Source organism: uncultured Methanobrevibacter sp. (assembly GCF_947170395.1).
In the GTDB taxonomy this organism is placed as follows: Archaea; Methanobacteriota; Methanobacteria; order Methanobacteriales; family Methanobacteriaceae; genus Methanocatella.
On the sequence record NZ_CAMVTE010000001.1, the window covers coordinates 45080 to 67819 of the forward strand.

Sequence of the window (22740 nt, forward strand, 5' to 3'; positions counted from 1 at the left end):
ATTTGGAGAATTATATTTCAATGTGGGGTCAATTTTCCAATGTGAAAGCAATTTTTCAATGTGAAAACAATTTTTGAGGATATAAAAAAAATGTTTCAATGGCAAGATTTTCGTCAAGTTGCGGATGAATTAATGATGCATTATGATGAATCTCATATTAGATGTGCAATAAGTAGGCATTATTATTCTCTTTTTGGTTCTACTAGACAATATTTGATAAATGATAAAAATCTTTATGAGTTTAATAGTCGAAAGAATATTCATGAAAGGATATATAGGGAATTAATTAATTCTAATGATTCTACAGAATATGAGCTAGGTGAAATAATTGGATTTTTAAGAAAAATGAGAAATCATGCAGATTATGATCTGGGTGATGATTGTTTAAGTTATTTTGAAGAAAACTTAGAAAAGATTTTGGAAGATGTGGAAACTGCTTTCAATTCTCTTAATTCTTTAAAGGTTAATCCGCCTTATATTGTGTGAGTTGATAATATGGATTATTTAAATTACGTTAATAAATTGGAGTCAGATGAAGGTTTATTTTTAAATGAGTTAAATGAATTGAAAGATAATTATGAAATTAAACATAAAAAGGAAGTGTACGATTTTATAAATTCTAATAGAGGATTAATTGTTTTGCTAAAAGAACTTCATCCATACCTAAGTTCAAATTTTCCAAATGGTGAATTTTCTTTAATGTATAGTATTGACCCTGAATTTGATTCACTGTCAAATATTGTTGTAAATGTTAAAGTGGACAGATACACATTTGATAATGGAGTTATGAAAACTTTAAGAAATATTTCTTTTGAATTAAGACCATTAAGACAAAAACTGGATTTGATGGTTGAGTTAATGTTAATGCCTGCATTATTGGATAAGGATAAAATTAAAAGATAATTCTTCATTTTTTTTAAGTTGATTTTGGTTATTATTACTCCTCAAATGCTCTCTTAGCAAACCATTAAATATACAATCGAATAAAATATTATTCAATTAAATACTGTTATAGTGTTTAAATTGGTTATATACAATAAATTAAAAAAAGGTAATATAATGAAATTTGCACATTTAGCAGATACTCATTTAGGTTATCGCCAATTTGGTTTAATTGAGCGTGAAAAAGACTTTTATGAAGTATTTGGAAAGGTTATTGATAAAATAATTGAAGAAAAAGTAGACTTTGTAATACATAGTGGGGATTTGTTTGAAAATGCAAAACCATCTCCAATGGCACTTTTGGAATTTCAAAAAGGATTGTTAAAGCTAAAAGGTGCGGGCATTCCCATGTATGCAATTGCAGGAAATCATGACTCTACATTGCGTAAGGGATCAATTCCTCCGCAAGTTGTTTTTAAAAAAATGGGTTTGAAAGTTATAAGTCCAATAAATACTAATTATATGCATGGAGATATTTTCATTGCGGGACTGCCGTTTTATCCAGCATCCAAAAGTAAAGTTTTAAAATCAAAACTGGTTGATTTGTCCAAAAAGGCAGCCAATCATGAAAAATCAATTCTTGTTTTGCATCAGGGTATTGACAATTACTTTGATTATCAGTATGAACTGGAACCAGGTGACATTCCCGACAATTTCAACTACTATGCGCTGGGTCACATTCATAAGTATATTGTATCTGATTTCGGAAAAGGAAAACTGGTTTATCCGGGATCCGGTGAAATCTGGAAAACAGATGAACTGGAAGACTACAACCTGAACGGCAAAGGTTTTGTCGTGGTTGACTTTGATGGTTCCAAACCACAAATCAAAAGGGTAAAGGTTGATGTTTCAAGAGAATTCATTAAAAGGTCTCTAGATTATCATAACCTGGAAAGCGGAATTAATGGAATAAAGGAAACCATCAAGGATTTTGACAAAAAGCCTATCCTGATTTTAGAGATAAACAATGTTGATTCCGATACTGGTATTATATATGAGTTGATTAACAGGGAACTTGGCGAATTGTCTTTAATGATCAGGCCTACATTCAATCTTGTTGATGATGAAATTGAAATTGAACTAACTAGGGACTCTCCAGTAGGTCCTGAAGAACTGCTTATTGAGAAATTGGAAGGTTATGAAAACGAGGATGTTCAAAAATTGGCTGTTGATTTGTATAACTTCCTTTCAAAAGACAAACTTGAAGATTCCCAGGAGTTGATTGATCAGTATTTCATTGAGCATTATCCTTCTTTGGAAAGTGAAGACGACGAAGAGGAGAGTGAAAAAGACACAGATGATATTCAAGTAACCTTTAAGGGGGTTCTGGAATGATTTTCACAAGATTAAAACTAAATAATTTTAAATCTCATCAAGATACTACCATTGATTTTGATAGGGGAATAAGCGTTATTGTTGGTGAGAACGGTGCTGGAAAATCAACAATCCTTGAAGCCATCAGCTTTGCTTTATTCAAACAGCACACCGCAAAAAGAATTGATGATCTGGTTAGAAACAATTCAAATCATATGTCAATTGAATTGCAGTTCGTTTCAAACGGCAAGGAATATAAAATAGTTCGTGAAAAGAAATCCGCTCTAAAATCATCCCTTTTTGCAAAAACCTCTTCTGATGGTGGTTTTATGCATATATGTACTGGTGATAAGGAAGTCAATGAGGAAATTCGCCAGATATTGGACATTGATTCCGATTTGTTTTTAAATGCCATTTACATAAGGCAGGGTGAAATTGCAGAACTGGTTGACAAAACACCTGCCGAGAAAAAACAGTTGATAGCCAAATTATTGGGTATTGATTCTCTTGAAAAAGCTTGGAAAAACTTATTGCCTTTCATAAATGATTATGAAAAGAAACTTGCTGAACTTGAGGGTAAATTATTCAATTCTTCTGAACTAAAGGAAGATTACGATAGAAAAAAGGAAGAGTTGAACACTCTTAAAGAAAAAGGCCATGAGCTTGAAAGCCAAATCAACGATGCAACCAAGTCCTTAAATGAAATTTCCGAAAGTAAAAGAGACATGGAAAGGGAAAAGGAAATTTATGAAAACCTTGTCCATAACCTTGAAAGCGAAGAAAAGAATCTGGCAAAATTCGAAGCAGATAAGAGAATGGTTCAGGAAAATCTGGATAAGATTAGGGATGCTGAAGAGCAGATTTCCAGATTGGAAAAATATGTCTCAAAGCTGGATGTTTATCTTGATTTTGAAAAGTCTGTAGTAAGTATTCAGAAATTAAAAGAGGACGAAAAACAGATTACCGATAAATTATCAGCTATGGATGAGCAAAAAAATATCGTTAAGGACAATAAAAAAGGACATAATGAATTTTTGGCTTCAGATGAAAAGATTTCCAGATTGGATAATCAAAAAGTCAGTTATGAAAAGGAATTGGCAGCTATGGCCAAATTGGAAAAGGATAAAAAAGACCTTTTAAAATCCATTGAAAATGAAAGAAATGAAATTGAGGAATTTTTCTCAAAAGCTAAAGATAAATTGGATGATTGTGGTTTGTCTGATGATGAATTGGCTGCAATTGATGATTTCAATAATCTTGAAGAGGCAACCAATAACTTAACCGAGACAACCTCTCAAAAAATCAAAGATTTGTCACAGGACATCATATCCAAAAATGAGGAAATTGTGGTATTTAAACAGAATATTAAAGCCTGTCAAAAACCATTGGATGAACTGGAAGGCGTTGACAATAACAAATGTCCTGTTTGTCAATCAGATATTGATGATGATAAAAAAAGAGATCTGATTGAACAGTATGAATCAGATATTGAAAAGAATACTGAAATGATTTCCCAATATGAGGAAGATGTCAAATTATTTGCCAAAAATAAACAAAGCCATGAGGATAAACTTGAAAATCTTGATGTTCTCTCAAAGGATATCATAGAATACAAGCATAAATTCAACCATTTGGAAAACGAACTTGTTAAGCTAAAAAAGATTGATGAAGGTCTTGAATCCAAAGAGTTTATCAGCAACAAACTTGGTGAACTTATTTTGGTGATTGCCAAGGAAAGAACTGCCCGTGAAGCTAACAAAAAATCTCATGATGCCTATAACCAGGCTAAAGGTGCTTTGGAAGTTTTAGGAAGCGAAACTGATGCTCAATATAAACTGAAACAGGTAAAAAATGAGATTGATGTCCATGTTAAAAATATCAAATTGGCCATTGAACAGGATCCTCATCTGAGTGGTGATATCAGCGCATCTGAGCTTCAAAATCGTATTGCCGATTTAAAACAGAAAAATGAGGAGTACAATCAGCTTAAAGGATTCATCCAAAATAAAAATTCCCTGATGACTCAGCATGATAATATCAAAGAGGAAATCGGTGTCAGCATTAACCAAAAGGACATCATTGAAAATAAGATTGAAGCTTGTTTGTATGATAAGGAAAAATACGAAAATATCGTATTCAGATATGAAATGTATGAAAGACAGCTTAATTCTTTCAACTCCCAACTTTCAGAACTTAAGGGTCAGGCTCGTGAATCTATCGTTCATCTCAAGGAATTGGGTGAAAAAATACAAACAGCCAATCAGTTCCAAAAAGAGTACGACAACGTTTCAGATTATATTAAAATATTGAAGCATATCCGTGAGTTATATGATAAAAACGGTATTCAAAAAGAGCTTAGAAGCATTTCCAAACCTTTAATTCAAATGTATACAAAGGAATTCTTCAAGGAATTCAATTTCAACTATTCCGATTTGACCTTGGATGATGAATACGACGTTACAGTATATGGTCCTGAAGGAGAATCCTCAATGAGCATGGTTAGTGGTGGTGAAAAAATCGCTATAGCCCTTGCATTGAGATTGGGTATTACAAAGGCAATGTCTAAAGGGGATTTGGATACAATCTTACTTGACGAGCCTACAATTCATTTGGACAGCTCAAGAAAACATGAACTCATCAATCTGTTGAAGGACATGTCAGTATTGCCGCAAATGATAATTGTAACTCATGAAAGTCAGCTTGAAAATGCTGCTGACAATCTGATTAAAGTTGAAAAAGAAAATGGTATTTCAAATGTTATAGTTTAAATATCATTTTTTAATTCTTTTTTTTACATCAGTTCATCTGCATCCTTTACAGAGTCAATGATGCAGTTTGCATTCCATCCGACAATTGTTGCAGCTTTTTCTTCAAGTATTTCCGGAACTTCTTCAAGTCCCAAAGGTCTGACCAATATGATTGGTATGTCGTATTTTTCACCAGCTTCAAGTAATGATTCGAACAATTCCTTATTGTTGTTGTAGAGGCCTGCAAGCAATATGATTCTGTCCACTTTGCTGTAGAATGCCTCACCGGCCAGTGAATAATCTCCGGATATGGATTCCTTCCATAAAAATTTCACTTTGGAAAACAGTTTTTCTGTAAATTGTGCATATTCCCTGTTTTCATCAATGCCATTTGAAATAATTAAATTGTAAATTTTATCATCTTTTTCATCTTCAAACATTTAATCACCTTGCTTTAATTATTTTTATTCTACTATAAAATAATTTGTTTTTTCAAAATATTTATTAATCCTAAAATAATAACTATTTATAAGAATTATTTTTTTAAGGATTAGTTTTTTATGAAAGCAGCAGTGATAGGATTAGGAGTAGAAGGAAAGAAAGCTGTAAATTCTCTTTTAAAACATGGATGGGAGGTTTACGCTACTGATTTAAATATTAACGTTGATTTGGATGGTCTTGATTTGCCGTTACTTTCCATGAATCTGATGGATAGCGAACAGACAGTATCGATAGTAGGTGAAAAAATTACTGTGGATTTGGGTTTTACCAATCCCTATGCAATTGAGGAGTGTGATGCAATAGCTATAAGTCCCAGCATGTATGGGGGAGCATTTGCAAATCGCCTATTGATGGATGGCAAACTTTTAAGTGATGTGGTCGACAGACATAAGGATATTTTCACAATAGGCATCACAGGAACAAACGGCAAGACAACAACTGTTCACATGATAAAAACAATTCTTGAAGCAGCAGGCAAAAAAGTGCTGGTTGGAGGAAACGGCGGCGGAGGATTTTCAGGATACTATGATTTGATTCTTGAAGCCTCAGAAGGTGAATATGACATTTTGCTTGTTGAAGTATGTGACATGACTTTGGATTTCTGCAGATACTGCTTTGACTTTGACATGATTGGGCTTACAAACATAGGCAACGATCACATGAATGTCCACAAGACCATTGCCAATTATAAGAATTCACTGGTAAGATTTTTTGAAGATAAACTAATATTTACTGCTTTCAATCAGGATTTCAACAGTGATTTCAAGGAATCTGCCAGCAGATATATTCCTTATTTTGAGTATCAGGATGAACTGCAGGTTTTCGGTAAATTTAATCTGCTCAATGCAGGTCTTGCAACAGCCATTGCACGTGAACTGAAAGTATCCAAGGATATTATCAAATCCAGTTTGGCTGACTTTAAGGCTGTTGAAGGCAGATTGGATGTATATAAGATAAATGATGCTTCAGTTTATGTTGGAAAAACCGACAATTCAGATGCTTTGGCTTCAATTTTGGCTGAAAGGGATTTCTACGCCCTTTTCATTGGAACTCCTCGCCATAATGAGGAGCACAGGCTGGATATCCTGGATGTTGCGGTTAAGTATAATCCTGAAGTGATTGTGTTGTTTCCGGGATTGGATGATACCTTGGACATTGCAATTTACAGGCTTAATTCATTGGGTTATGCCGGAAATATCATCACTGTCAATTCACTGGACCAGATTATTGAACTGGTTGCGGAATACTCTCATGAGGATGCCATTCTAATAGGGGGTAACGGTCAGGATACAATCATTGACATTCAGGAAAGAATCAAATTAATTTCTCAAAAACTGTCAGATTAACAATAATCTTTTTATATATTGAATTTTATACTAATTATTGTTATATATTATAGGTGGAGTAAATGAGAAGTTGGAGAAGAACATCCGTTACAATATTTTTAGCAATATTATTTGCATGTATTTTATTATTTGCTTTTTCATTTGTGAATAGTGCCCCTTACACAGGTCAAACCATTGCTGATGATTATAATATATCTGTAGGTCAATCAATATTCGAAGGACAATCAATATTTGGTGTAAACAAGACTATTGAAGTGCCATTATTAAATAATTTTGGTTTTTTAACTCACCAGTTATTGGCTCTGGATCTTCAGGGTATTTTCATGTCATTGAGTACTGGTATTGTTCCTTTTGATTTCACAACAGTTGCAAGTGAAGGTATCGATTCATATGGAAATGCAAAGGATATAGAAGGACCGGGATATTTGACATATGAAGGAGATAAATTGGCTGTTAGGGGACCTGATACCTATGTATGGGGATACAGTACACCTTATAAACTTTTATGTAAAACAGATACTGGAGTTGACATAATCGAGGGTGGAAAAGTCATAGAATCAGTTCCTACCGATAAAATTAAGGATTTGAATTTCACAAGTGATTATTATAACAATGACACTATTGTAAGCTGGTATAATTATGATGCATCTGTCGGATCAACATTTACCTTGGAAAAAGGTATTGTAGGATTTTCCGATGGAAGATCAGACATCGGATCACAGGATGTTCCAATAATATTCGGTAAGGATGTAACCGATTATGCAGCGGAGTATCCAACGGGTTCACCAATCCTGTTGTATGCAGGAAACTATACTGAAGAAAATGGTGAGGTTTATGGAACATCATTAGGTTCTCACCCTGAATATGGTGATGGGGTTAGAGAAATCAATGCCAGACAGTTCGTAGAGGCATGGAACGGCACTATCATACCGCCTAATTCTACAAGTTCAGGTAAGGACTATGTTTACTTTGAATCAGCCAGTGATGCAGAAGCTCCTGGTGGAAGTGCAGCACACGGTGTATGTCCATCAGCTAGAGCATTAAGAGCAGCAGTACTTGCTGAAGGATTTGGCTTGCCTGTTGGTATGGATGGTTCTGAAAATGCAGTATTGTTCGGTTATAACCCTGCAAGTGACATTACAGTAACAAACAATCATGACTACCCAGTTAAAATTACCATGTGGACTGAAGGTTCAGGTACTGGAATGGGTATTTATGCACAAATAACAAGATATATTCCAAATCAGTGAATATGTTCTTTTTTTCTTTTTTTATGACAATTTCAACTATTATAACAGCGGCTGGAAAAAATTCCAGAATGAGAAAAGATCAATTGGCCAGAAACATTGATTTGAAAAACAAGCTTATTTTACCTTTCAAGGATTCCACAGTTATAGAGACTACCATTGACAATGCACTAAACGCAAATATTGATGAATGCATTGTGGTACTTGGCCATTATTCCAGTGAAATAAGGGAAGCTATTTTTGATAATTATAAAGATGATGTAAAATTCATTGAAAACAATCCGGTTGATGTAGGTTTATCGGTATCATTGTACAATGGTCTGTCGAATATTGACTCTGATTTTGCATTATGCATTACCGCTGACCAGCCTACAGTTTCTACAGAAACATTCAATAAAATGATTGAAGTAAGTCAGAACAGTGACGACCCTTTTCATACGATTTCAATTTTAAGAAGAAGAAAAACAGGATTGCTTGATACTGCAGAAGGTTTGGGAATGCCATTTGTAGCTCCAAGATTGAATCTTATGAAATATCTGGAAAATGAGGATGACAACCTAAATCCGATTTTGAGAAAAATATTTGCTGATGGCTATACGTTTTATGGAATAAAGGAAAAAAATAAAAAAGAATTATTGAATATTAATCATTATGAAGATTATTTAAATCTTCTAGATTGATTCCAAACCTGAAATCACTTCTTCAATCATATCGGAACTAATTCCAACAGTCATTTCATTATCCTTAATGTCTGCTGCTTTTCTGGAACCGTCACAGCCCAATGTGAAATTAACTCCTTTTGCAAGATATGGGTTTGCAAATGCATCTCCGCATAATGATTGAATTCCTGCAAATGAAGGTTCGATTTTTTCACCTGTTTTATAAACTATACTCTGTGCAAGAAGCATTCCGCCTACAGGTTCTGTGATGATTTGAATGACGTCAGCCTCAAAGTCTGCTTCATCCAAAGGAGCATAAATGATTCCCCAGGAAATATCTTTTATGATTGAAAGTTTTGCAGTAAGGTTTTTAGCTGTTTCCAAGTCTTTAAATCTTCCAAGTGAGAAGTATTTTTCACCGTTGGCCAATTTTTCAGGCATGTCTCTAAGTCCGATGGCTCCAGCTCCTCCCAAACACATTTGCTCATCGATAGTTGAGTAAAATTTGTTTCCCAAGGATGCTTTTCTAACCATTTCGCAATGTCTGATTTTTTCATCGATTAAATCGTAGCCTTCAGGAAGGTCGTTAGAGGTTTTGATTAATTTCATTGCCACTGGTTTTGCATCGAGTTTAATTTTACTTTCGATGACTTCACAATATTTTTTGTTTGTTTCTAAATTAGTCATGGTATCGCCTAATTAATAATATGGTTAATTAATTTTAAATGTTTTTTGTTATGTCACTGTTATGTTTGCAGAATGTCTTGAAATCACAAGCTAAACAGGTCCTTTTATCGGCTTCCGCTTTCCATGCGTCCTGGATTTTACATCCTTTCATTTCTCTGATAAGTGAATTTTCTATATCGCAAACCACATTATCAAACTTTTTGAGTGCTTTTCTTTTTTCTTTGTCATTGATTTCAATGAATCTGATGGAACGGGCAATTTTAAATTCATCGCTCAATTCAGGTGCCTTATCTTCTTCTTTCCAGTTTTCTATTGTTTCAACGTCCTTTTCGAATTCTCCGTTTTGAGGAACATCAGTCAGGTTATCTCTAATTTCCTCTTTTATCATCATAAGGTCCTCTTTTGAGGGTACAAGTTCGTTGAGATAAAGGATTATTCCCGCTGAAATGTCCTTGGCATCTTCCTGTTTGGACCGAAGCCAGGAATATGTGAGAATTTGCTGTTTGTGGTTTTCCCATTTGTCTTCGGAAAGAGGGTCTGCAACCTTTATTGGAGGTCTTTTCATTCCCTTATAATCGATAATGATTTCATATTCTCCAATACTGTTTTCTTTGATGTTGCTTTTGATGAAATTGACAATCTTGTTGTTATTTGCGGAGGTTCTCTCTTCATGCATCCTGTTTATCTTGGTAGATGTCAGCACGTCCACTACACCATTGATTCCGTAATAATTGGATCTGCTTATGTTTTTGTCATAATTTGGCATTGGGCGCAGCCCCTTAATCAGCAGTTCGGCAGAATCAATCAGGGGGAACAGGTGCTCTCCCCAGATGTTTATTGCCTTTTCAGCCCTTGCGCTGGCTAACTTTTTATGGTCATGTTCGTTTAAGTCCTCACGTTTCAAATCCTGTCCTGGCTGATTGATGCTGAAAAACAAGTCTTCATCATGGGGATAAAGTCCTCTGACCTGCAGTCTCAAATCAATTTCATCTTCTATCGGCCGAATATCATCTTTCCAATCCCAAGGGAATTCTTTTTTGCCGAATTTCCATTGGTTGAACGATTCCTCCATGACACCATGAATGAATTCTCCGAACCATCTTTGAACTGGCTTTGACGGTGGCAGGGCTCCCTTATTTTGATATCGGTATTGAAGACCGCATGTGATGTATGATAGCAAATCTCCGGTAAGGCTGTATTCCGGAATCATGTATGATTTTGATTTTGGGGGTATTTTCATGTTTAATCCTCCTAAATTAGGTAAATCTCCTTAAATCCAACATATTTTTCATCCCTGCTCCATCCAAGAGCAATGTTCGGTATGTCAAAATGCTGATTTTTCTTTACATATCCTTCAATCGATGGGTTGAGTCCGACAAGCAGCAGTACGCTTTCCGCTCTTGAAAATGCAACAAAATAACGGCGTATCAAATCGTCGAATTGCCTGTCCTTTTCACTTCTCGGATTTTCACCGAGGGAACTGTATTTCCTGATGCTGTCCTCGATTGTTTCTTTATCCTTAAGGGATTTTGGAAATCTGAGGTGTTGGGTTCTGATGTCGTTGTTCTTAAACATTGACCCCACATCGACAATGACCAAAGGAAATTCCAATCCTTTTGACTGGTGGATTGATAGGACATTGATTCTGTCTTCCGGAAGTGTTTCAAAATGGCTTTCATCCAGATTGACTCCTCCTGTTGAGAGAGGTATGAAAATGTTCCATATTGCTTCCTTGATTGATTCGGTTTCCTTCTCTTTATCTTTAAATGATATTTGTGAATGGTACTTGTTGAAAAATCCGGTTTGTGTGATGGATTTTGTTATGGATTCGAAATATACGATTCCTTCGGCATCATCATAGAATTCCTCTATCCAGATGGCCAATCCATATGCAAGGTCAATGAGACTTGCACTTTCAGGCCTTATCTCTCTTCCTTCATCGTCCATTTTGAGATTTACTCTTCTTTGCTGCCAGTTAATGACAAATGAACTTAATGATTGGGGATGATGTGGTTCGGGATTCAATTTGATGTATTCCTTTGCACTCATTCTCCATCGGGTCATGTTCCGCCTGGCCAGATTTGGAATGTCCTTGTCTGACTTTTGTATTTCACCTTCCGGGTCGATACATTCAAGCATCAGTCCGCAAAATGTTGCAACAATGTTGACATCCTGAAGTTCAATTCCCCGAGGATTGAACATTTCAATCGGTTTTCTGAGTCTTTTAAGATTTTTTCTTAAATGGTGAAGAAATGACCTTCCGCCGTACTGTGTTTCCTTAGGGGAATATGATAATATTGCCAAATCCGCTGATGAACCATATGTTTCATCCAATTCAAGTGTAATGGTTTTGACTTCCTTTCCCTTTTGGATATTTCTTCTTTTGATTTCCTGTAATTTTGCAATATTCAAATCGCCATCAATCTGCCTATAATACTCTTCATCTAAAACCTGTAGGACTTTTATTTCTGCTTTTTTCTTATTCACGAGATTGTTTATCAGTCTGGCAAGGTCTTGCGCCAGCATTTCAGGATTGTTTCTAAACATTCCCAAAACAGGCATCTTTTCCTTTTCGAAATCGGGTGCGGTGATTTTTGGCTTGTTGTCAACTCGTGCATTCTGATATTCGCTGTCAAGTTCAACAAACTTGTTGCAGTGGTCGATAATGTTTTCGGTTGAGCGGTAGTTGGTTGTCAGGTTGATTTCATCAACGTCAATGTCAAGTCTGTCCTTTGCACGTTGCTTGAAATTGGTAAACAGATCAACGGTTGCTCCCCTGAAGCGGTAAAGTGACTGGTCATCATCGCCTACAACGGTTATGCTTCCATTGTTTTTCAATGCTGACTCGGCTATTGTAAAGTAGATGTCTTCCTGAATGAGATTTGTGTCCTGATATTCATCAATCAGAACGATTTTAACGTCCTCTAAAAATTCGTTCAGTTCTCCGTTTTTTAGCTTTTCAAGAAATGAAGATTCAAGCATCTGAAAATCAATTGCATGTCTACTGTTCAATGTTTTTTCATATTCCTTGATGCATTCAAGGGCAATCCTAAGACCGCTGTCCTTGTCTGTCTTTTCATAAAGCTCATCAATGTCCACCTGATCATAGCATAATCTGTCTTTTATTTCAATGAGGTATCTGCTCATAAGTGATGGTTCTTCAAGCTTTTGCCTTCCGCTTAACTGCTTAAGGTAGTCGGTGAGATTTGTATCAAGATATTTCTTTGTGTCAATGAGGATTTTTATCATTGCGGAGTTTGCAACGAAGTTTTCAACGATGACAGGTTGTGTTTCTCCGGGTTTTCTGAATTCCCTCAAAAGCTCTTCTGCAATGCTGTCTGTGGTACCGATGTTGATTTGGTTGAAGTCAATCCTTTCGATTTCAAGAATTTTTTCAATGTCTCCAAAGTCGCTTTCATCAAGCTCGCCGGTGAGGTGGTTTTTGATTTGATCTCCCCAGCTTAAAATTCTTGAATTCAACTCATCAGCAGCTTTTCTGGTAAATGTTGTAGCCACTATTTCATTCGGTTCTATTCCGTCAACAAAAATGTATTTCAATATTTTAAGTACAATAACGGTTGTTTTACCTGATCCGGGTCCCGCTACAATGAAAAGGGATTTGTCATTTTCAGACAGTATGGCTTTTTGTTGATTTAGATTTGAAGAAATATCTCTTTTAAGTGTATTTACTACAATGTCTTCAAATTTATCATATGAAATCATTTTTTCCCTCGTAGTCTATAATAATTAATTTATGGTCCGACCTTATTTATATAATGAATGAGAGAGCGTTTGAAGAGTAATATTTTTTAAGTTTCAAGGATTTAATAAAAAAAATTATTTATTATAAACATCAAACTATATTCATGGAGGAAATATCCTTCCATAATATGTATAAATAAAAGTTGGGAATCTAATATTCCTGACTTTAATCAAGATTCTATTTTTCTTATCAAATTAATTCCAAAAACAACAAATATTTTAAATATTATGCTAATTTAAAATATAATTGTTAACTTAATTGAGCTGTTATTATGTCTGAGCCTAACAATATTGATATGTTTAAAAATGATGTCCGATATAGGGATAATATTGCACATGTTGAGACAATACCAGCAAAAGAACCTACTTTTAAGAAAGTTGACAATTTAAATGAAAAAATCATAGATTATCTTGATTCAAGGGATGTCAAGCTTTACAAACACCAGGCCGATACATATGAGGCCATAAAAAACAATGAAAACGTTATAATTACAACACCGACAGCTTCAGGAAAAACTCTGGCCTTCAATTTGCCTATTATGGAGATGATGATTGATGACATGGATGCAACGGCCCTTTATATCTATCCGGCAAAAGCCCTTTCAAATGACCAGCTGCATGTTCTTGAAAACCTAGAAAGGGAACTCGAAATCGATATCATGCCGAGAACCTATGATGGTGATACTCCCAGGGAAGATAAAAAGGGAATCAGGGACAAATCAAGGATCGTTCTTACAAATCCCTACCAGTTGCATTTGATTTTGTCCTGGCACCATCAGTGGACAAGATTTTACAAGAATCTGAAATATATCGTAATCGATGAGGCCCATTACTATAAGGGAGTTTTCGGTTCAAATGTCGCATTTCTCATAAAGAGATTAAAAAGGATAGCCAATTTTTACGGTTCAAATCCACAGTTCATATTGTCATCTGCAACACTGGCAAATCCGTTGGAGCTTGCAAACAGATTGACTGGCGAGCAGTTCAGTTTGGTTGATGAGGACGCATCACCGAGCGGAGAAAAGGACTTCATCATGTACAATCCCTTTAAAAATTACCGAAGAAACAAGGTAAACATGCAGAATGCTCCTTCAGTGCACATGGAAACTGAAAACATATTCATATATATGATGCTTAAGGGAATTCAAACGTTGTGTTTTACTGTTTCAAGAAAAACCACTGAACTGATAGCTATGTGGGCCAAAAAGGACATGACGCAAATTAAGGGAAAGCTGGCCCATAGGATTGCTGCTTATCGTGCAGGTTACCGTCCTCAGGAGAGAAGGGAAATTGAAGAAGGCCTTAAAAGCGGAAAATATTTGGGTGTTACCTGTACAAATGCATTGGAATTGGGAATCAACATAGGTTCGCTTGACGCTGTTATCATTTCGGGATATCCAGGAACCATGATATCAACATGGCAGCAGTCAGGAAGGGCAGGTAGAAGCAACCAAAAATCTCTTGCTGTTTTGATTGCTTTTGAAAACCAGCTTGATCAGTATTTCATGAACAATCCTTCATTTTTCTTTGACAAGCCTCATGAAAACGCAATCATAGACCTGACAAATCCTATTTTGCAGGAGGCGCATATACTTTGTGCAGCCAAGGAACTGCCGATTAAATCAGGTGAGGTTTCCAAATACTTTGGAGTCGATGAAAAAATTCTTGATGCTCTGGTTTCAAAAAAGGATCTTCATAAGAATATCCGTGGGGACTATATGTATCCTTATGATGACAATCCTGCACTGGACCATTCCCTTGACCAGATTTCAGGTCAGGAATTTAAGGTAATGAATAATGGAAGGCTTCTCGAGACAATGGAAAGGTCCCAAGTATACAGGGAAGCCCATGAAGGAGCCATTCTAATCAACAAGGGAGACACATATGTTGTAAATAGTGTCAATCTAAAAAACGGTTTTGTCAACGTGAGCCAAAAAACCGTAGATTATCATACGATGGTTTTGAATAAGACAGAAATCAACATAGAAAAGAAAATTTCTAAAACCAAATACGGAAACCTGACTATTCACTTTGGTGAGCTTACTGTTCGAGAGGATTACTATAAATATAAAAAAATGCATTTTTCCAAACCGATTGGAACATATCCTTTGGATTTACCTCCATTGAAGTTTAAAACCAAAGGATTATGGTTTACAATTCCAAAACAGGTTCAGGACACTTTGGAAGATATGTTTTCTGAAGAGGAAGTCTTTGCAGGAGGTCTTCACGGCGCTGAACACGCACTGATTGGTCTTTTCCCACTTCATACAATGTGTGATAGATTTGATATAGGGGGTCTGTCAACCAATTATCATGAAGATACACAGGAGGCAACCATTTTCATCTATGACGGTTATGAAGGTGGAATCGGAATATGTGAAAAGGCGGTTGACGTATTTGTCGATTTGCTTAAATCCACTGTTGATTTGCTTGAAAACTGCAACTGTAAAAGCGGTTGTCCTGCTTGCATATATTCACCGAAATGCGGAAACGATAACAAGCCGCTTCACAAAAATGCAACAAAATACATTCTCAACTATATGACACAGTTAATTTCCAAAAGTGAAACTCCCAAAAAGGAAATCGTTGAAGAAACTGTTGAGAAAAGTGAAGAGAATGATGTTGAATCATTGTTTGGTGAGGCATTGGAGCTTTTTAACAAAAATGACTATTCAACATCAAAGGATATCTTAAACAGCATTCTGACAATTGATAAAAGGCATGTCAATTCACTTGCACTTATGGGTCAGATTTTATACAATCAGGAGCAGAACGATATTGCACTCTATTTTGTTAAAAAGGCATTAAGCATTGATAAATCCAATGAAATGGCCAATGAACTGGACAGTCTGCTTTCATCAAAACCTGAAAAATCCGATGAAGAGGAATTCGAATCCATTGATGATGTTGAAGTGATGTATGAGGAAGCATACGATTTGTATGTGCAGGGTGATTTGGACACATCAGCTGAAATTCTCGAAAAGATAATCAACTTCGATGACAGGAACGGCGATGCACTAGCATTGATGGGATTGATTTATTACCACTCAGGAATCTTTCCAAAGGCAGTTGAATATTACAGAAAAGCTTCAAAAATAAATAAAAATGGTGAAATGGTTAGGGAATTAAAGATGAGGGTTTCCTAAGGAGCGCCTGCATAAGGGCTGAAACCATTTTCAAAATGGCTGCAAACCTCTTCAAGTTTATCCGGAATATCTATTTTTTGAGTACAGTGGTCAAGACAGGTTCCGCAATAGGTACACTCGTCTGCAGGTACTTTTTCATCACCCAATTTATCATAATACAATCTGTATATGTCTGATTCAGGTTGGTTTTTGCTTGTATTGTACAGGTTGAAGTATTCCGGAATTGGAATCATCTCAGGACATGCATCCACACAATATCCGCATTCGCTGCATGGTACTGCAACGTTTTGTTTAAGCTTTTGAGCCATCTTTTCTAAAAATGCTCTTTCTTCATCGCTTAAAACCTCAAAATTGTCATATGTATCGCAGTTGTCAAGCAGATCTTCCATTTTGCTCATTCCGCTTAAGACAATTTTAACACTGTCAAGTGAAGCGCAGAATCTGATTGCAAAGCTTGCTATTGACTTGTCTGGGTTGAACTCTTTGAATTCATTTTTAATTTCATCGTTTGTGTTAACGATAACTCCTCCTTTCAAAGGTTCCATCACATAGACGTCAAGGCCATGTTCAACGCATAAGTCGTAGCATTTGTGTGCTTCGATTGCAGGATCTTCCCAGTCAAGATAGTTCAGCTCCAGCTGGACAATGTCAAACATGTCCCCATATTCATCCAGAACTTCCTTTAGCAATTTGGAATTGTCATGGAAGCTGAAACCGATTTGTTTTGCTGTTCCATCCTCTTTCATTTTTTTAACATATTCGAAAGTTTTGGCATTTTTAGCATTTTTCAGCCATGGTACGTTAATGTTGTGAATGAAAAACACATCAAAGTAGTCAATTCCCAATCTTTCAAGCATTTCGTTTACAAACTTTTCATTGTCATTTTCGCTTGTCAATGCCCAGGTAGGCATCTTGTCACATATCTTGAATGATTCGCGAGGATACCTTTCGACTACTGCCTTTCTGATTGCAGTTTCACTGGCTCCGTTGTGATATGCATAGGAAGTATCAAAGTAGTTGTATCCTTTTTCCATATAGATATCGACCATCTGATTGAATAATTCCTGGTCGATAGTTGTCGGGTCTTTTTCATCGGTTTGAGGAAGTCTCATGCATCCGAAACCGAATTTAGATTTATAAGTCATAATGTATCTCCTATAATATAATTTAGTATTACTGAATTATTTAAGTGTTGTTAATTGCAACATTAATTTATTTTTTTTAAACTGTTTAGTAATACTCCAATATCGGCCAAATATTAAATATATTTATAAATGGATAAAACTAAACTTAAAATATTAATACTTATTATAAGGAGTTGTAAAATGCACGAATTATCTATGGCTCAGGGTATTATTAATGCAGTTCTGGAAACTGCTGAGGAAAATAATGCAACTGAAGTCAATGAAGTTACTATCGAAATCGGAAGATTGGCTATGATAAACCCTGAACAGCTGCAGTTTATGTTGGGGGTATTGGTTGAAAACACCATTATGGAAGATGCTAAAGTGAATATCGAAGATATTCCTGCTGAAATCGAATGCGGTGATTGTGAGTTTAATGGTGTGGCTATTCTCGATGATAGTGACCATTATGCACCGCTAGTTAAATGCCCTGAATGCGGCAGTTTAAAAGTTGAAATCTTAAATGGTAAGGATATAGTTGTTAAAAACATCGTTATCGAAAAACCTGATGATACATAAAATAAATGAGGAGATATTATGCACCAAGTTGCAGATGTGGAAGTAGCAAAAAATATTATGGACGCTAACAAAAGATTAGCTGATAAAAACTTGAAAAACTTAGAAGAAAAAGGAATTTTCTGTATAGACTTTGTTGGAGCAATCGGTTCCGGAAAAACTACATTGATTGAAGAAATCATTGACAATACTGATTATAATATAGGTGTTATTGCAGGAGACGTAATCTCCAAATTTGATGCTGAACGTATTGAATCCCATGACGTTCCTGTTGCAGGTTTAAATACAGGTAAGGAATGTCACCTTGATGCGCATTTGGTTCACCACGGACTTCACGACTTGCCGTTGGATGATTTGGATATGGTTATCATCGAAAATGTGGGAAACTTGATTTGTCCTGTTGACTTTGAGTTAGGTTCACACATGAGACTGGTTGTAATCAGCGTAACTGAAGGGGATGACACTGTCGAAAAACACCCAATCATATTCCAGACTTCTGATGTAATTATTATTAATAAAATCGATTTGGCTGATGCTGTCGGCGCCGATGTGGATAAGATGGTGGCTGATGCCAAAAAATTAAATCCAAATGTCAGGATAATCACTTCCAATTTAAAAGAAGGTGAAGGATTGGATGAGATTATTCAGGTCATTAAAGATAAAAAAGAAAGTTTATAAGTGCTTTAAGGTGGTTTCATGAAAGTATGGATAGATATTTCGAATGCACCTCATGTAAGGTTCTTTAAGGATGTAATCAAGTATTTGGAAGCTGAAGGTGAGGATGTAATCGTTACTGCAAGGCAATTTGGTGATATCCATAAATTGATGGAAATGTATGACATTGATTTCATATCCGTTGGAAAACATGGTGTAAGCTTGTATGATAAGTTAAGGGAAAGTACATCAAGAGTTTATAATCTTGTTGATATTATACATGACGAAAAGGTGGATGTTGCCCTTAGCAAGCATTCCATTGAGCTTCCTAGAATTTCATTTGGTCTGGGAATCCCAAGTTTGTACGTTTTAGACAACGAACATGCGCTTGCCGCAAATAAATTGACTCTTCCTTTATGTGATAGAATCATTACTCCAAAAATCATTGACATGTGGAAACTGATGAAATTTGGAGCAGACCCGAATACAATTATTTCATACAATGGAACCTCTGAAATAATGCATTTCAAAAGTTTTGAATATAACGATAATGTTTTCAATGATTTGGATTTGGATTTGAAACATCCAAAAACAATTCTGATGAGGCCTGAACCGTCCCTTGCATCATATTTGGATGCCGATTGCAGAAAATCCGTTTTATCTCCAATCGTGGATGAGCTGAAAAATGTTGCAAACATTCTGATATTGCCTAGATTCAGGGAACAGGCTGAAATCTTCGAAGGTATTGACAATGTATCAATCCTAAAGCCTCCTGTCGACACATCCAGCATAATCAAGAAATGTGATCTGGTTATTGGTGCCGGCGGAACAATGAATAGGGAAGCTGCACTTCTGCAGACTCCTGTAATTTCATGTTATCCTGGTGAAACATTATCAGTCGACCAATTTTATATAAATCAGGGTTTGATGTACAGATCAATTGATACTAATGAGGTAATTGACAAGGCACTTGATTTTATTGTAAATCCTCATGAACAAATTGATTTGAAAACTGATGATTTGTTCCAGGTTATCATTGATAACCTATATGATTTGGCAAAAAATGGAAAATAGTTTTATACTAAAACATTCATATAGTATATTATATTTATTTTTTGGGCTGGTAGCTCAGATGGTAGATCGTCGCCTTGGCATGGCGGAGGCCCCGGGTTCAAATCCCGGTCAGTCCATTTTATTTTAAAAAGAAGAATTGTGATTAAAATATGTTGTTGATTGCTCAAAATCATTTACAATTGATTGTAGAAGTAGGATTAATGTTATTTGTTACAATGGTGTTTTGCCTTAACTTAATTCCATTATCCCTAAGTGTTGTTACTTTTTTATCATTATTCTTAATCGGTGGATTCACACTTATTTTTGGAGCAGATATTGTTCTTTTGATAATATCCTCCAGTCAGGCTGAATTTACTCACCCTTTCGGACCGATAGCACTTCTTGGAGCTGTAACTGCTCTGGCGTCGCTGAAGGTAATGAAGGAATCGGGTGTGGATATAAGGCCCCTTAGAAGATTTGTGATTTTATTCATTGTGGGTATTACCGTTTTCGGTGGATTAATGCACAGGTCATTTTTAATATTATGGATATTAGGTTTGTTTATTGGATACATGGTTATCTCCAAATCTTTCAGGGAAAAGTCAATTTTAACCGGTAAGAGGATTATCATGTTCTTAGGTGCGGCAGGTATAGGTTTTGTTCTTCTCGAAGCGGTTGCAAGAGTAACCGGAATGACCATTTTCTCCCCAATGTTAAGGTTGGGTAGGATTGAGCAATATTCCTTGTCCAGTATTAAAACGGTATTAAATAACATTCAACTGATTGGGCATAGCGCCAACGCTTCCTACTGGGGAGCTGAGGGAACGGCATTTGCGGAAGGTTACATTACCCTGCCGATGCAGTTGGTTTTATTCTTCGGTCTTCCATTCCCAATGTTTTTCGGTATATTGGTTAACCAAAAGGATACAATCGATTATATGCTTCCGGGTATTTTTGGATACGGTTTCGACTTCGGTTATTTAGGTTTAGTAGGATTAATGGTATTCGTACTTGGAACAATTCTCATTGGTTTTAAAATCCTTACAATTTACAGAGAAAGAAGAGAGAAAAACAATAAGAAATACCTGGGAAGAGAAGTATTGTTAATGGGAGCGTTATCAGCATTCATATCACAGGCTTTAATTGGTATGTTTGTATTTAACAGAACAATCAATGGTATGGCGCTTTTAACTTTCATATTTATTGGGGCATTGATTTTAGCCAATGCCGTTACGCTTAAAAGATCTTAATGAGGTAGTTATATGAAAGCTTTAGTTTTACTAGGATGTCCTGAAACTCCATCTCAGACTCCTATGGCAGTTTACGTATTCAATAAATTAACAAAAATGGGTTATGACACTACAATTGCTGCAAATCCTGCAGCTTCAAAACTTGTTAGAATATCCGACCCTGAAGGTCATTACAATTTAAATCTAGTTGATTTGGAAAGAACGTTGGGAGATATTAACGAAGGCGATTTTGATTTGTTGGTCGGTTTTGTCCACAAGGATGCGGCGGCTTCATTTTTCGTAACTTTTGAACAGATTCTTCAGTGCAAATCCCTTGCGCTGGTATTTTCAAGAGATGCCGATGAAGTGGAAGAATTTGTAAACATGATTGAAGAAAGCGCAAGCAATGCAAAAATTGTTCCTGTCAGAGCATTCCATAATCCTTCTCCAATTAAAGTAAAATTCGACAAAGCAATTAAGGAGTTTGAATAAATGTCATTCTGTTTAGATACTTACCTGCAACAATCAGATAACTATGAAATCCACGCTTCCAAAGCAGGTTTCAAGGATTGCGCAATGATTATCAGATTTAAAGCAAAAGATATTGTTTACATTAAACCAGGTGACCAGGTTTTAGGTGTTAGAGTAATAGGTATTCCTCCGATTCCAATCGGATTTGACCATGAAAAGGGAACTGTTTTTTTACCTTATACAAAACCTTGTCATGGAACATCCGTTGTTGAACTTCCAATAGATGAAGAGGAAGTTGAAAAAATAAGAAAATTGGATACTGGTAATAAAAAATGAAATCTACAGTTGTAGGTAGCTTTCCGGTTGAGGAAAGCTCACCGTCCAGTTTTAAGGATAAATTACTAAATTCTTTTGGGGCATACGACCCGTTTAAGCAGGCCATCAAAAGCAGTGTAACAGCCCAGCTTGATGCCGGAGTTGACATCATCTCTGACGGCCAGGTTAGAGGTGACATGGTTTCTATTTTTACTAAATATATTCCCGGAATGAAAATTGAGGATGGAAACACAGTCATTGTTTCCAAAATAAGAAATCCAATCCAGGAAATTTCAATCAAGGATATGCAATATGCCAAAAAGGTGATGAAAGAATATTATGGAGGAAAAATTCCCGAAGGAAAGGGAATCAAGGGAATCATAACAGGTCCCAATACCATTGTACACTCCTCCAGAATTGAATCCTTTTATAAAAACAAGGAGGATGCAATCATTGATTTGGCCCATAGCTTGAAATTTGAAGTTGATGCAATAGCCAAAAAGGTCAAACCGGTTTATATTCAGGTAGATGAGCCGTTTCTCTCAACAGGGATGGTCGATATGAAAACAGCCCGTGAAGCTATCGGGATAATTAAGGACGGTCTTGAAGTGCCGTTGGCGATGCATGTTTGCGGTATCCTGAAGGATGCATTCACCGATATTGCAAAGTTCAACGTTGACATTCTCGATTTTGAATTTGCAGGAAATAACGTTAATCTGGATGTTTTGGAAAAAAACGCTTCATTAATTAGCGGTAAAAAATTGGGATTCGGTTGTGTTGATTCGGCTGTCAATGAGGTCGATGACATTAACGACATCGACGAGCTTGTTACAAAAGCTATTGAAATTGTTGGAAAAGACAATTTGCTTCTTGATCCTGACTGCGGTCTTAGAAGAGCTCCAAAGGATGTCGCTTTTGAAAAGCTACAATTGATGAATCAAATCAAAGACAAATACAATTAATTCTT

The 22740-nt window shown here is 35.9% G+C and carries 19 protein-coding genes, 1 tRNA gene and 1 pseudogene; 16 read left to right on the plus strand and 5 right to left on the minus strand.

Translation table 11 applies throughout. The annotated features are described in order from the left end of the window. Positions 1–60 precede the first annotated feature (60 nt). From Q0W04_RS00290 to Q0W04_RS00305, 4 genes are all read left to right on the plus strand, one after another. Positions 61–486: a hypothetical protein gene (locus Q0W04_RS00290; RefSeq protein WP_298498650.1), complete on the plus strand. Its 426-nt coding sequence runs from the start codon at positions 61–63 to the stop codon at positions 484–486. 9 nt (positions 487–495) lie between these two features. Next, entirely contained in the window at positions 496–903 is a 408-nt protein-coding gene (locus Q0W04_RS00295) for a hypothetical protein (protein ID WP_298498652.1), read from the plus strand. 156 nt (positions 904–1059) lie between these two features. Continuing rightward, positions 1060–2277: a DNA repair exonuclease gene (locus tag Q0W04_RS00300; RefSeq protein ID WP_298498654.1), complete on the plus strand. Its 1218-nt coding sequence runs from the start codon at positions 1060–1062 to the stop codon at positions 2275–2277. Next, positions 2274–5024: an AAA family ATPase gene (locus Q0W04_RS00305; RefSeq protein ID WP_298498657.1), complete on the plus strand. Its 2751-nt coding sequence runs from the start codon at positions 2274–2276 to the stop codon at positions 5022–5024. Before Q0W04_RS00300 ends, Q0W04_RS00305 begins: the two co-directional genes overlap by 4 nt. Before the next feature lie 23 nt (positions 5025–5047). Here the strand turns inward: Q0W04_RS00305 and Q0W04_RS00310 are convergent, their stop codons facing one another. Next, positions 5048–5443 carry a nuclease gene (locus Q0W04_RS00310; protein ID WP_298498659.1) on the minus strand — a complete coding sequence of 132 codons (396 nt, stop codon included), beginning with the start codon at positions 5441–5443 and terminating at the stop codon, positions 5048–5050. Positions 5444–5563: 120 nt separating this feature from the next. Here Q0W04_RS00310 and Q0W04_RS00315 point away from each other — a divergent pair, with 120 nt between their 5' ends. The 3 genes from Q0W04_RS00315 to Q0W04_RS00325 all read left to right on the plus strand — a co-directional run bounded on the left by Q0W04_RS00315 (position 5564) and on the right by Q0W04_RS00325 (position 8777). After that, on the plus strand, positions 5564–6850 hold the full coding sequence (locus Q0W04_RS00315; protein WP_298498661.1) for a Mur ligase family protein: 1287 nt from the start codon (positions 5564–5566) through the stop codon (positions 6848–6850). Between the two features lie 62 nt (positions 6851–6912). Beyond that, a complete protein-coding gene (locus Q0W04_RS00320; protein ID WP_298498663.1) occupies positions 6913–8100 on the plus strand; it encodes a hypothetical protein in 1188 nt (395 codons plus the stop codon). Between the two features lie 23 nt (positions 8101–8123). Next, positions 8124–8777 (plus strand): NTP transferase domain-containing protein, encoded by a 654-nt coding sequence (locus tag Q0W04_RS00325; RefSeq protein ID WP_298498665.1) that lies wholly within the window; start codon positions 8124–8126, stop codon positions 8775–8777. Here Q0W04_RS00325 and Q0W04_RS00330 read toward each other — a convergent pair. The 3 genes from Q0W04_RS00330 to Q0W04_RS00340 are packed head-to-tail and all read right to left on the minus strand — an operon-like array spanning position 8769 to position 13166. Beyond that, entirely contained in the window at positions 8769–9443 is a 675-nt protein-coding gene (locus Q0W04_RS00330; RefSeq protein ID WP_298498668.1) for a DUF169 domain-containing protein, read from the minus strand. The two genes, Q0W04_RS00325 and Q0W04_RS00330, sit on opposite strands and share 9 nt — an antisense overlap. Before the next feature lie 34 nt (positions 9444–9477). Continuing rightward, complete coding sequence (locus Q0W04_RS00335; RefSeq protein WP_298498671.1) at positions 9478–10683, minus strand: hypothetical protein; 1206 nt, start codon at positions 10681–10683, stop codon at positions 9478–9480. Between the two features lie 11 nt (positions 10684–10694). Continuing rightward, on the minus strand, positions 10695–13166 hold the full coding sequence (locus tag Q0W04_RS00340) for a DEAD/DEAH box helicase (RefSeq protein ID WP_298498674.1): 2472 nt from the start codon (positions 13164–13166) through the stop codon (positions 10695–10697). 311 nt (positions 13167–13477) lie between these two features. On the opposite strand from Q0W04_RS00340, the pseudogene Q0W04_RS00345 reads away from it, so the two are divergent. After that, positions 13478–16048: pseudogene (locus Q0W04_RS00345) on the plus strand (DEAD/DEAH box helicase); the annotation flags it as partial. A gap of 299 nt (positions 16049–16347) precedes the next feature. Here the strand turns inward: Q0W04_RS00345 and Q0W04_RS00350 are convergent. Continuing rightward, entirely contained in the window at positions 16348–17496 is a 1149-nt protein-coding gene (locus Q0W04_RS00350; RefSeq protein WP_298498680.1) for an aldo/keto reductase, read from the minus strand. A 180-nt stretch (positions 17497–17676) separates the two neighbouring features. Between Q0W04_RS00350 and hypA the strand changes: the two genes are divergently transcribed. The 8 genes from hypA to Q0W04_RS00390 all read left to right on the plus strand — a co-directional run bounded on the left by hypA (position 17677) and on the right by Q0W04_RS00390 (position 22735). Then, entirely contained in the window at positions 17677–18054 is a 378-nt protein-coding gene (hypA, locus tag Q0W04_RS00355) for a hydrogenase maturation nickel metallochaperone HypA (RefSeq protein ID WP_298498682.1), read from the plus strand. Between the two features lie 18 nt (positions 18055–18072). Continuing rightward, positions 18073–18729 (plus strand): hydrogenase nickel incorporation protein HypB, encoded by a 657-nt coding sequence (hypB, locus tag Q0W04_RS00360; RefSeq protein ID WP_298498684.1) that lies wholly within the window; start codon positions 18073–18075, stop codon positions 18727–18729. A gap of 18 nt (positions 18730–18747) precedes the next feature. Further along, positions 18748–19779 carry a DUF354 domain-containing protein gene (locus Q0W04_RS00365; RefSeq protein ID WP_298498686.1) on the plus strand — a complete coding sequence of 344 codons (1032 nt, stop codon included), beginning with the start codon at positions 18748–18750 and terminating at the stop codon, positions 19777–19779. A gap of 43 nt (positions 19780–19822) precedes the next feature. Continuing rightward, positions 19823–19895, plus strand: a tRNA-Ala gene (locus Q0W04_RS00370). Positions 19896–19928: 33 nt separating this feature from the next. Beyond that, a complete protein-coding gene (locus Q0W04_RS00375; protein WP_298498689.1) occupies positions 19929–21008 on the plus strand; it encodes a hypothetical protein in 1080 nt (359 codons plus the stop codon). A 12-nt stretch (positions 21009–21020) separates the two neighbouring features. After that, complete coding sequence (locus Q0W04_RS00380; RefSeq protein ID WP_298498692.1) at positions 21021–21479, plus strand: DUF1890 domain-containing protein; 459 nt, start codon at positions 21021–21023, stop codon at positions 21477–21479. Then, positions 21480–21794: a DUF1894 domain-containing protein gene (locus tag Q0W04_RS00385; protein ID WP_298498695.1), complete on the plus strand. Its 315-nt coding sequence runs from the start codon at positions 21480–21482 to the stop codon at positions 21792–21794. Beyond that, a complete protein-coding gene (locus Q0W04_RS00390) occupies positions 21791–22735 on the plus strand; it encodes a methionine synthase (protein ID WP_298498698.1) in 945 nt (314 codons plus the stop codon). Before Q0W04_RS00385 ends, Q0W04_RS00390 begins: the two co-directional genes overlap by 4 nt. Positions 22736–22740 lie beyond the last annotated feature (5 nt).

Coding starts and splice junctions, on each gene's coding strand:
- Q0W04_RS00380 (WP_298498692.1), top strand. CDS start 21,021: ATGAAAGCTTTAGTTTTACTAGGATGTCCTGAAACTCCATCTCAGACT.
- Q0W04_RS00300 (WP_298498654.1), top strand. CDS start 1,060: ATGAAATTTGCACATTTAGCAGATACTCATTTAGGTTATCGCCAATTT.
- Q0W04_RS00350 (WP_298498680.1), bottom strand. CDS start 17,496: ATGACTTATAAATCTAAATTCGGTTTCGGATGCATGAGACTTCCTCAA.
- Q0W04_RS00365 (WP_298498686.1), top strand. CDS start 18,748: ATGAAAGTATGGATAGATATTTCGAATGCACCTCATGTAAGGTTCTTT.
- Q0W04_RS00295 (WP_298498652.1), top strand. CDS start 496: ATGGATTATTTAAATTACGTTAATAAATTGGAGTCAGATGAAGGTTTA.
- Q0W04_RS00375 (WP_298498689.1), top strand. CDS start 19,929: ATGTTGTTGATTGCTCAAAATCATTTACAATTGATTGTAGAAGTAGGA.
- Q0W04_RS00330 (WP_298498668.1), bottom strand. CDS start 9,443: ATGACTAATTTAGAAACAAACAAAAAATATTGTGAAGTCATCGAAAGT.
- Q0W04_RS00305 (WP_298498657.1), top strand. CDS start 2,274: ATGATTTTCACAAGATTAAAACTAAATAATTTTAAATCTCATCAAGAT.
- hypA (WP_298498682.1), top strand. CDS start 17,677: ATGCACGAATTATCTATGGCTCAGGGTATTATTAATGCAGTTCTGGAA.
- Q0W04_RS00325 (WP_298498665.1), top strand. CDS start 8,124: ATGACAATTTCAACTATTATAACAGCGGCTGGAAAAAATTCCAGAATG.
- hypB (WP_298498684.1), top strand. CDS start 18,073: ATGCACCAAGTTGCAGATGTGGAAGTAGCAAAAAATATTATGGACGCT.
- Q0W04_RS00390 (WP_298498698.1), top strand. CDS start 21,791: ATGAAATCTACAGTTGTAGGTAGCTTTCCGGTTGAGGAAAGCTCACCG.
- Q0W04_RS00385 (WP_298498695.1), top strand. CDS start 21,480: ATGTCATTCTGTTTAGATACTTACCTGCAACAATCAGATAACTATGAA.
- Q0W04_RS00320 (WP_298498663.1), top strand. CDS start 6,913: ATGAGAAGTTGGAGAAGAACATCCGTTACAATATTTTTAGCAATATTA.
- Q0W04_RS00310 (WP_298498659.1), bottom strand. CDS start 5,443: ATGTTTGAAGATGAAAAAGATGATAAAATTTACAATTTAATTATTTCA.
- Q0W04_RS00315 (WP_298498661.1), top strand. CDS start 5,564: ATGAAAGCAGCAGTGATAGGATTAGGAGTAGAAGGAAAGAAAGCTGTA.
- Q0W04_RS00340 (WP_298498674.1), bottom strand. CDS start 13,166: ATGATTTCATATGATAAATTTGAAGACATTGTAGTAAATACACTTAAA.
- Q0W04_RS00335 (WP_298498671.1), bottom strand. CDS start 10,683: ATGAAAATACCCCCAAAATCAAAATCATACATGATTCCGGAATACAGC.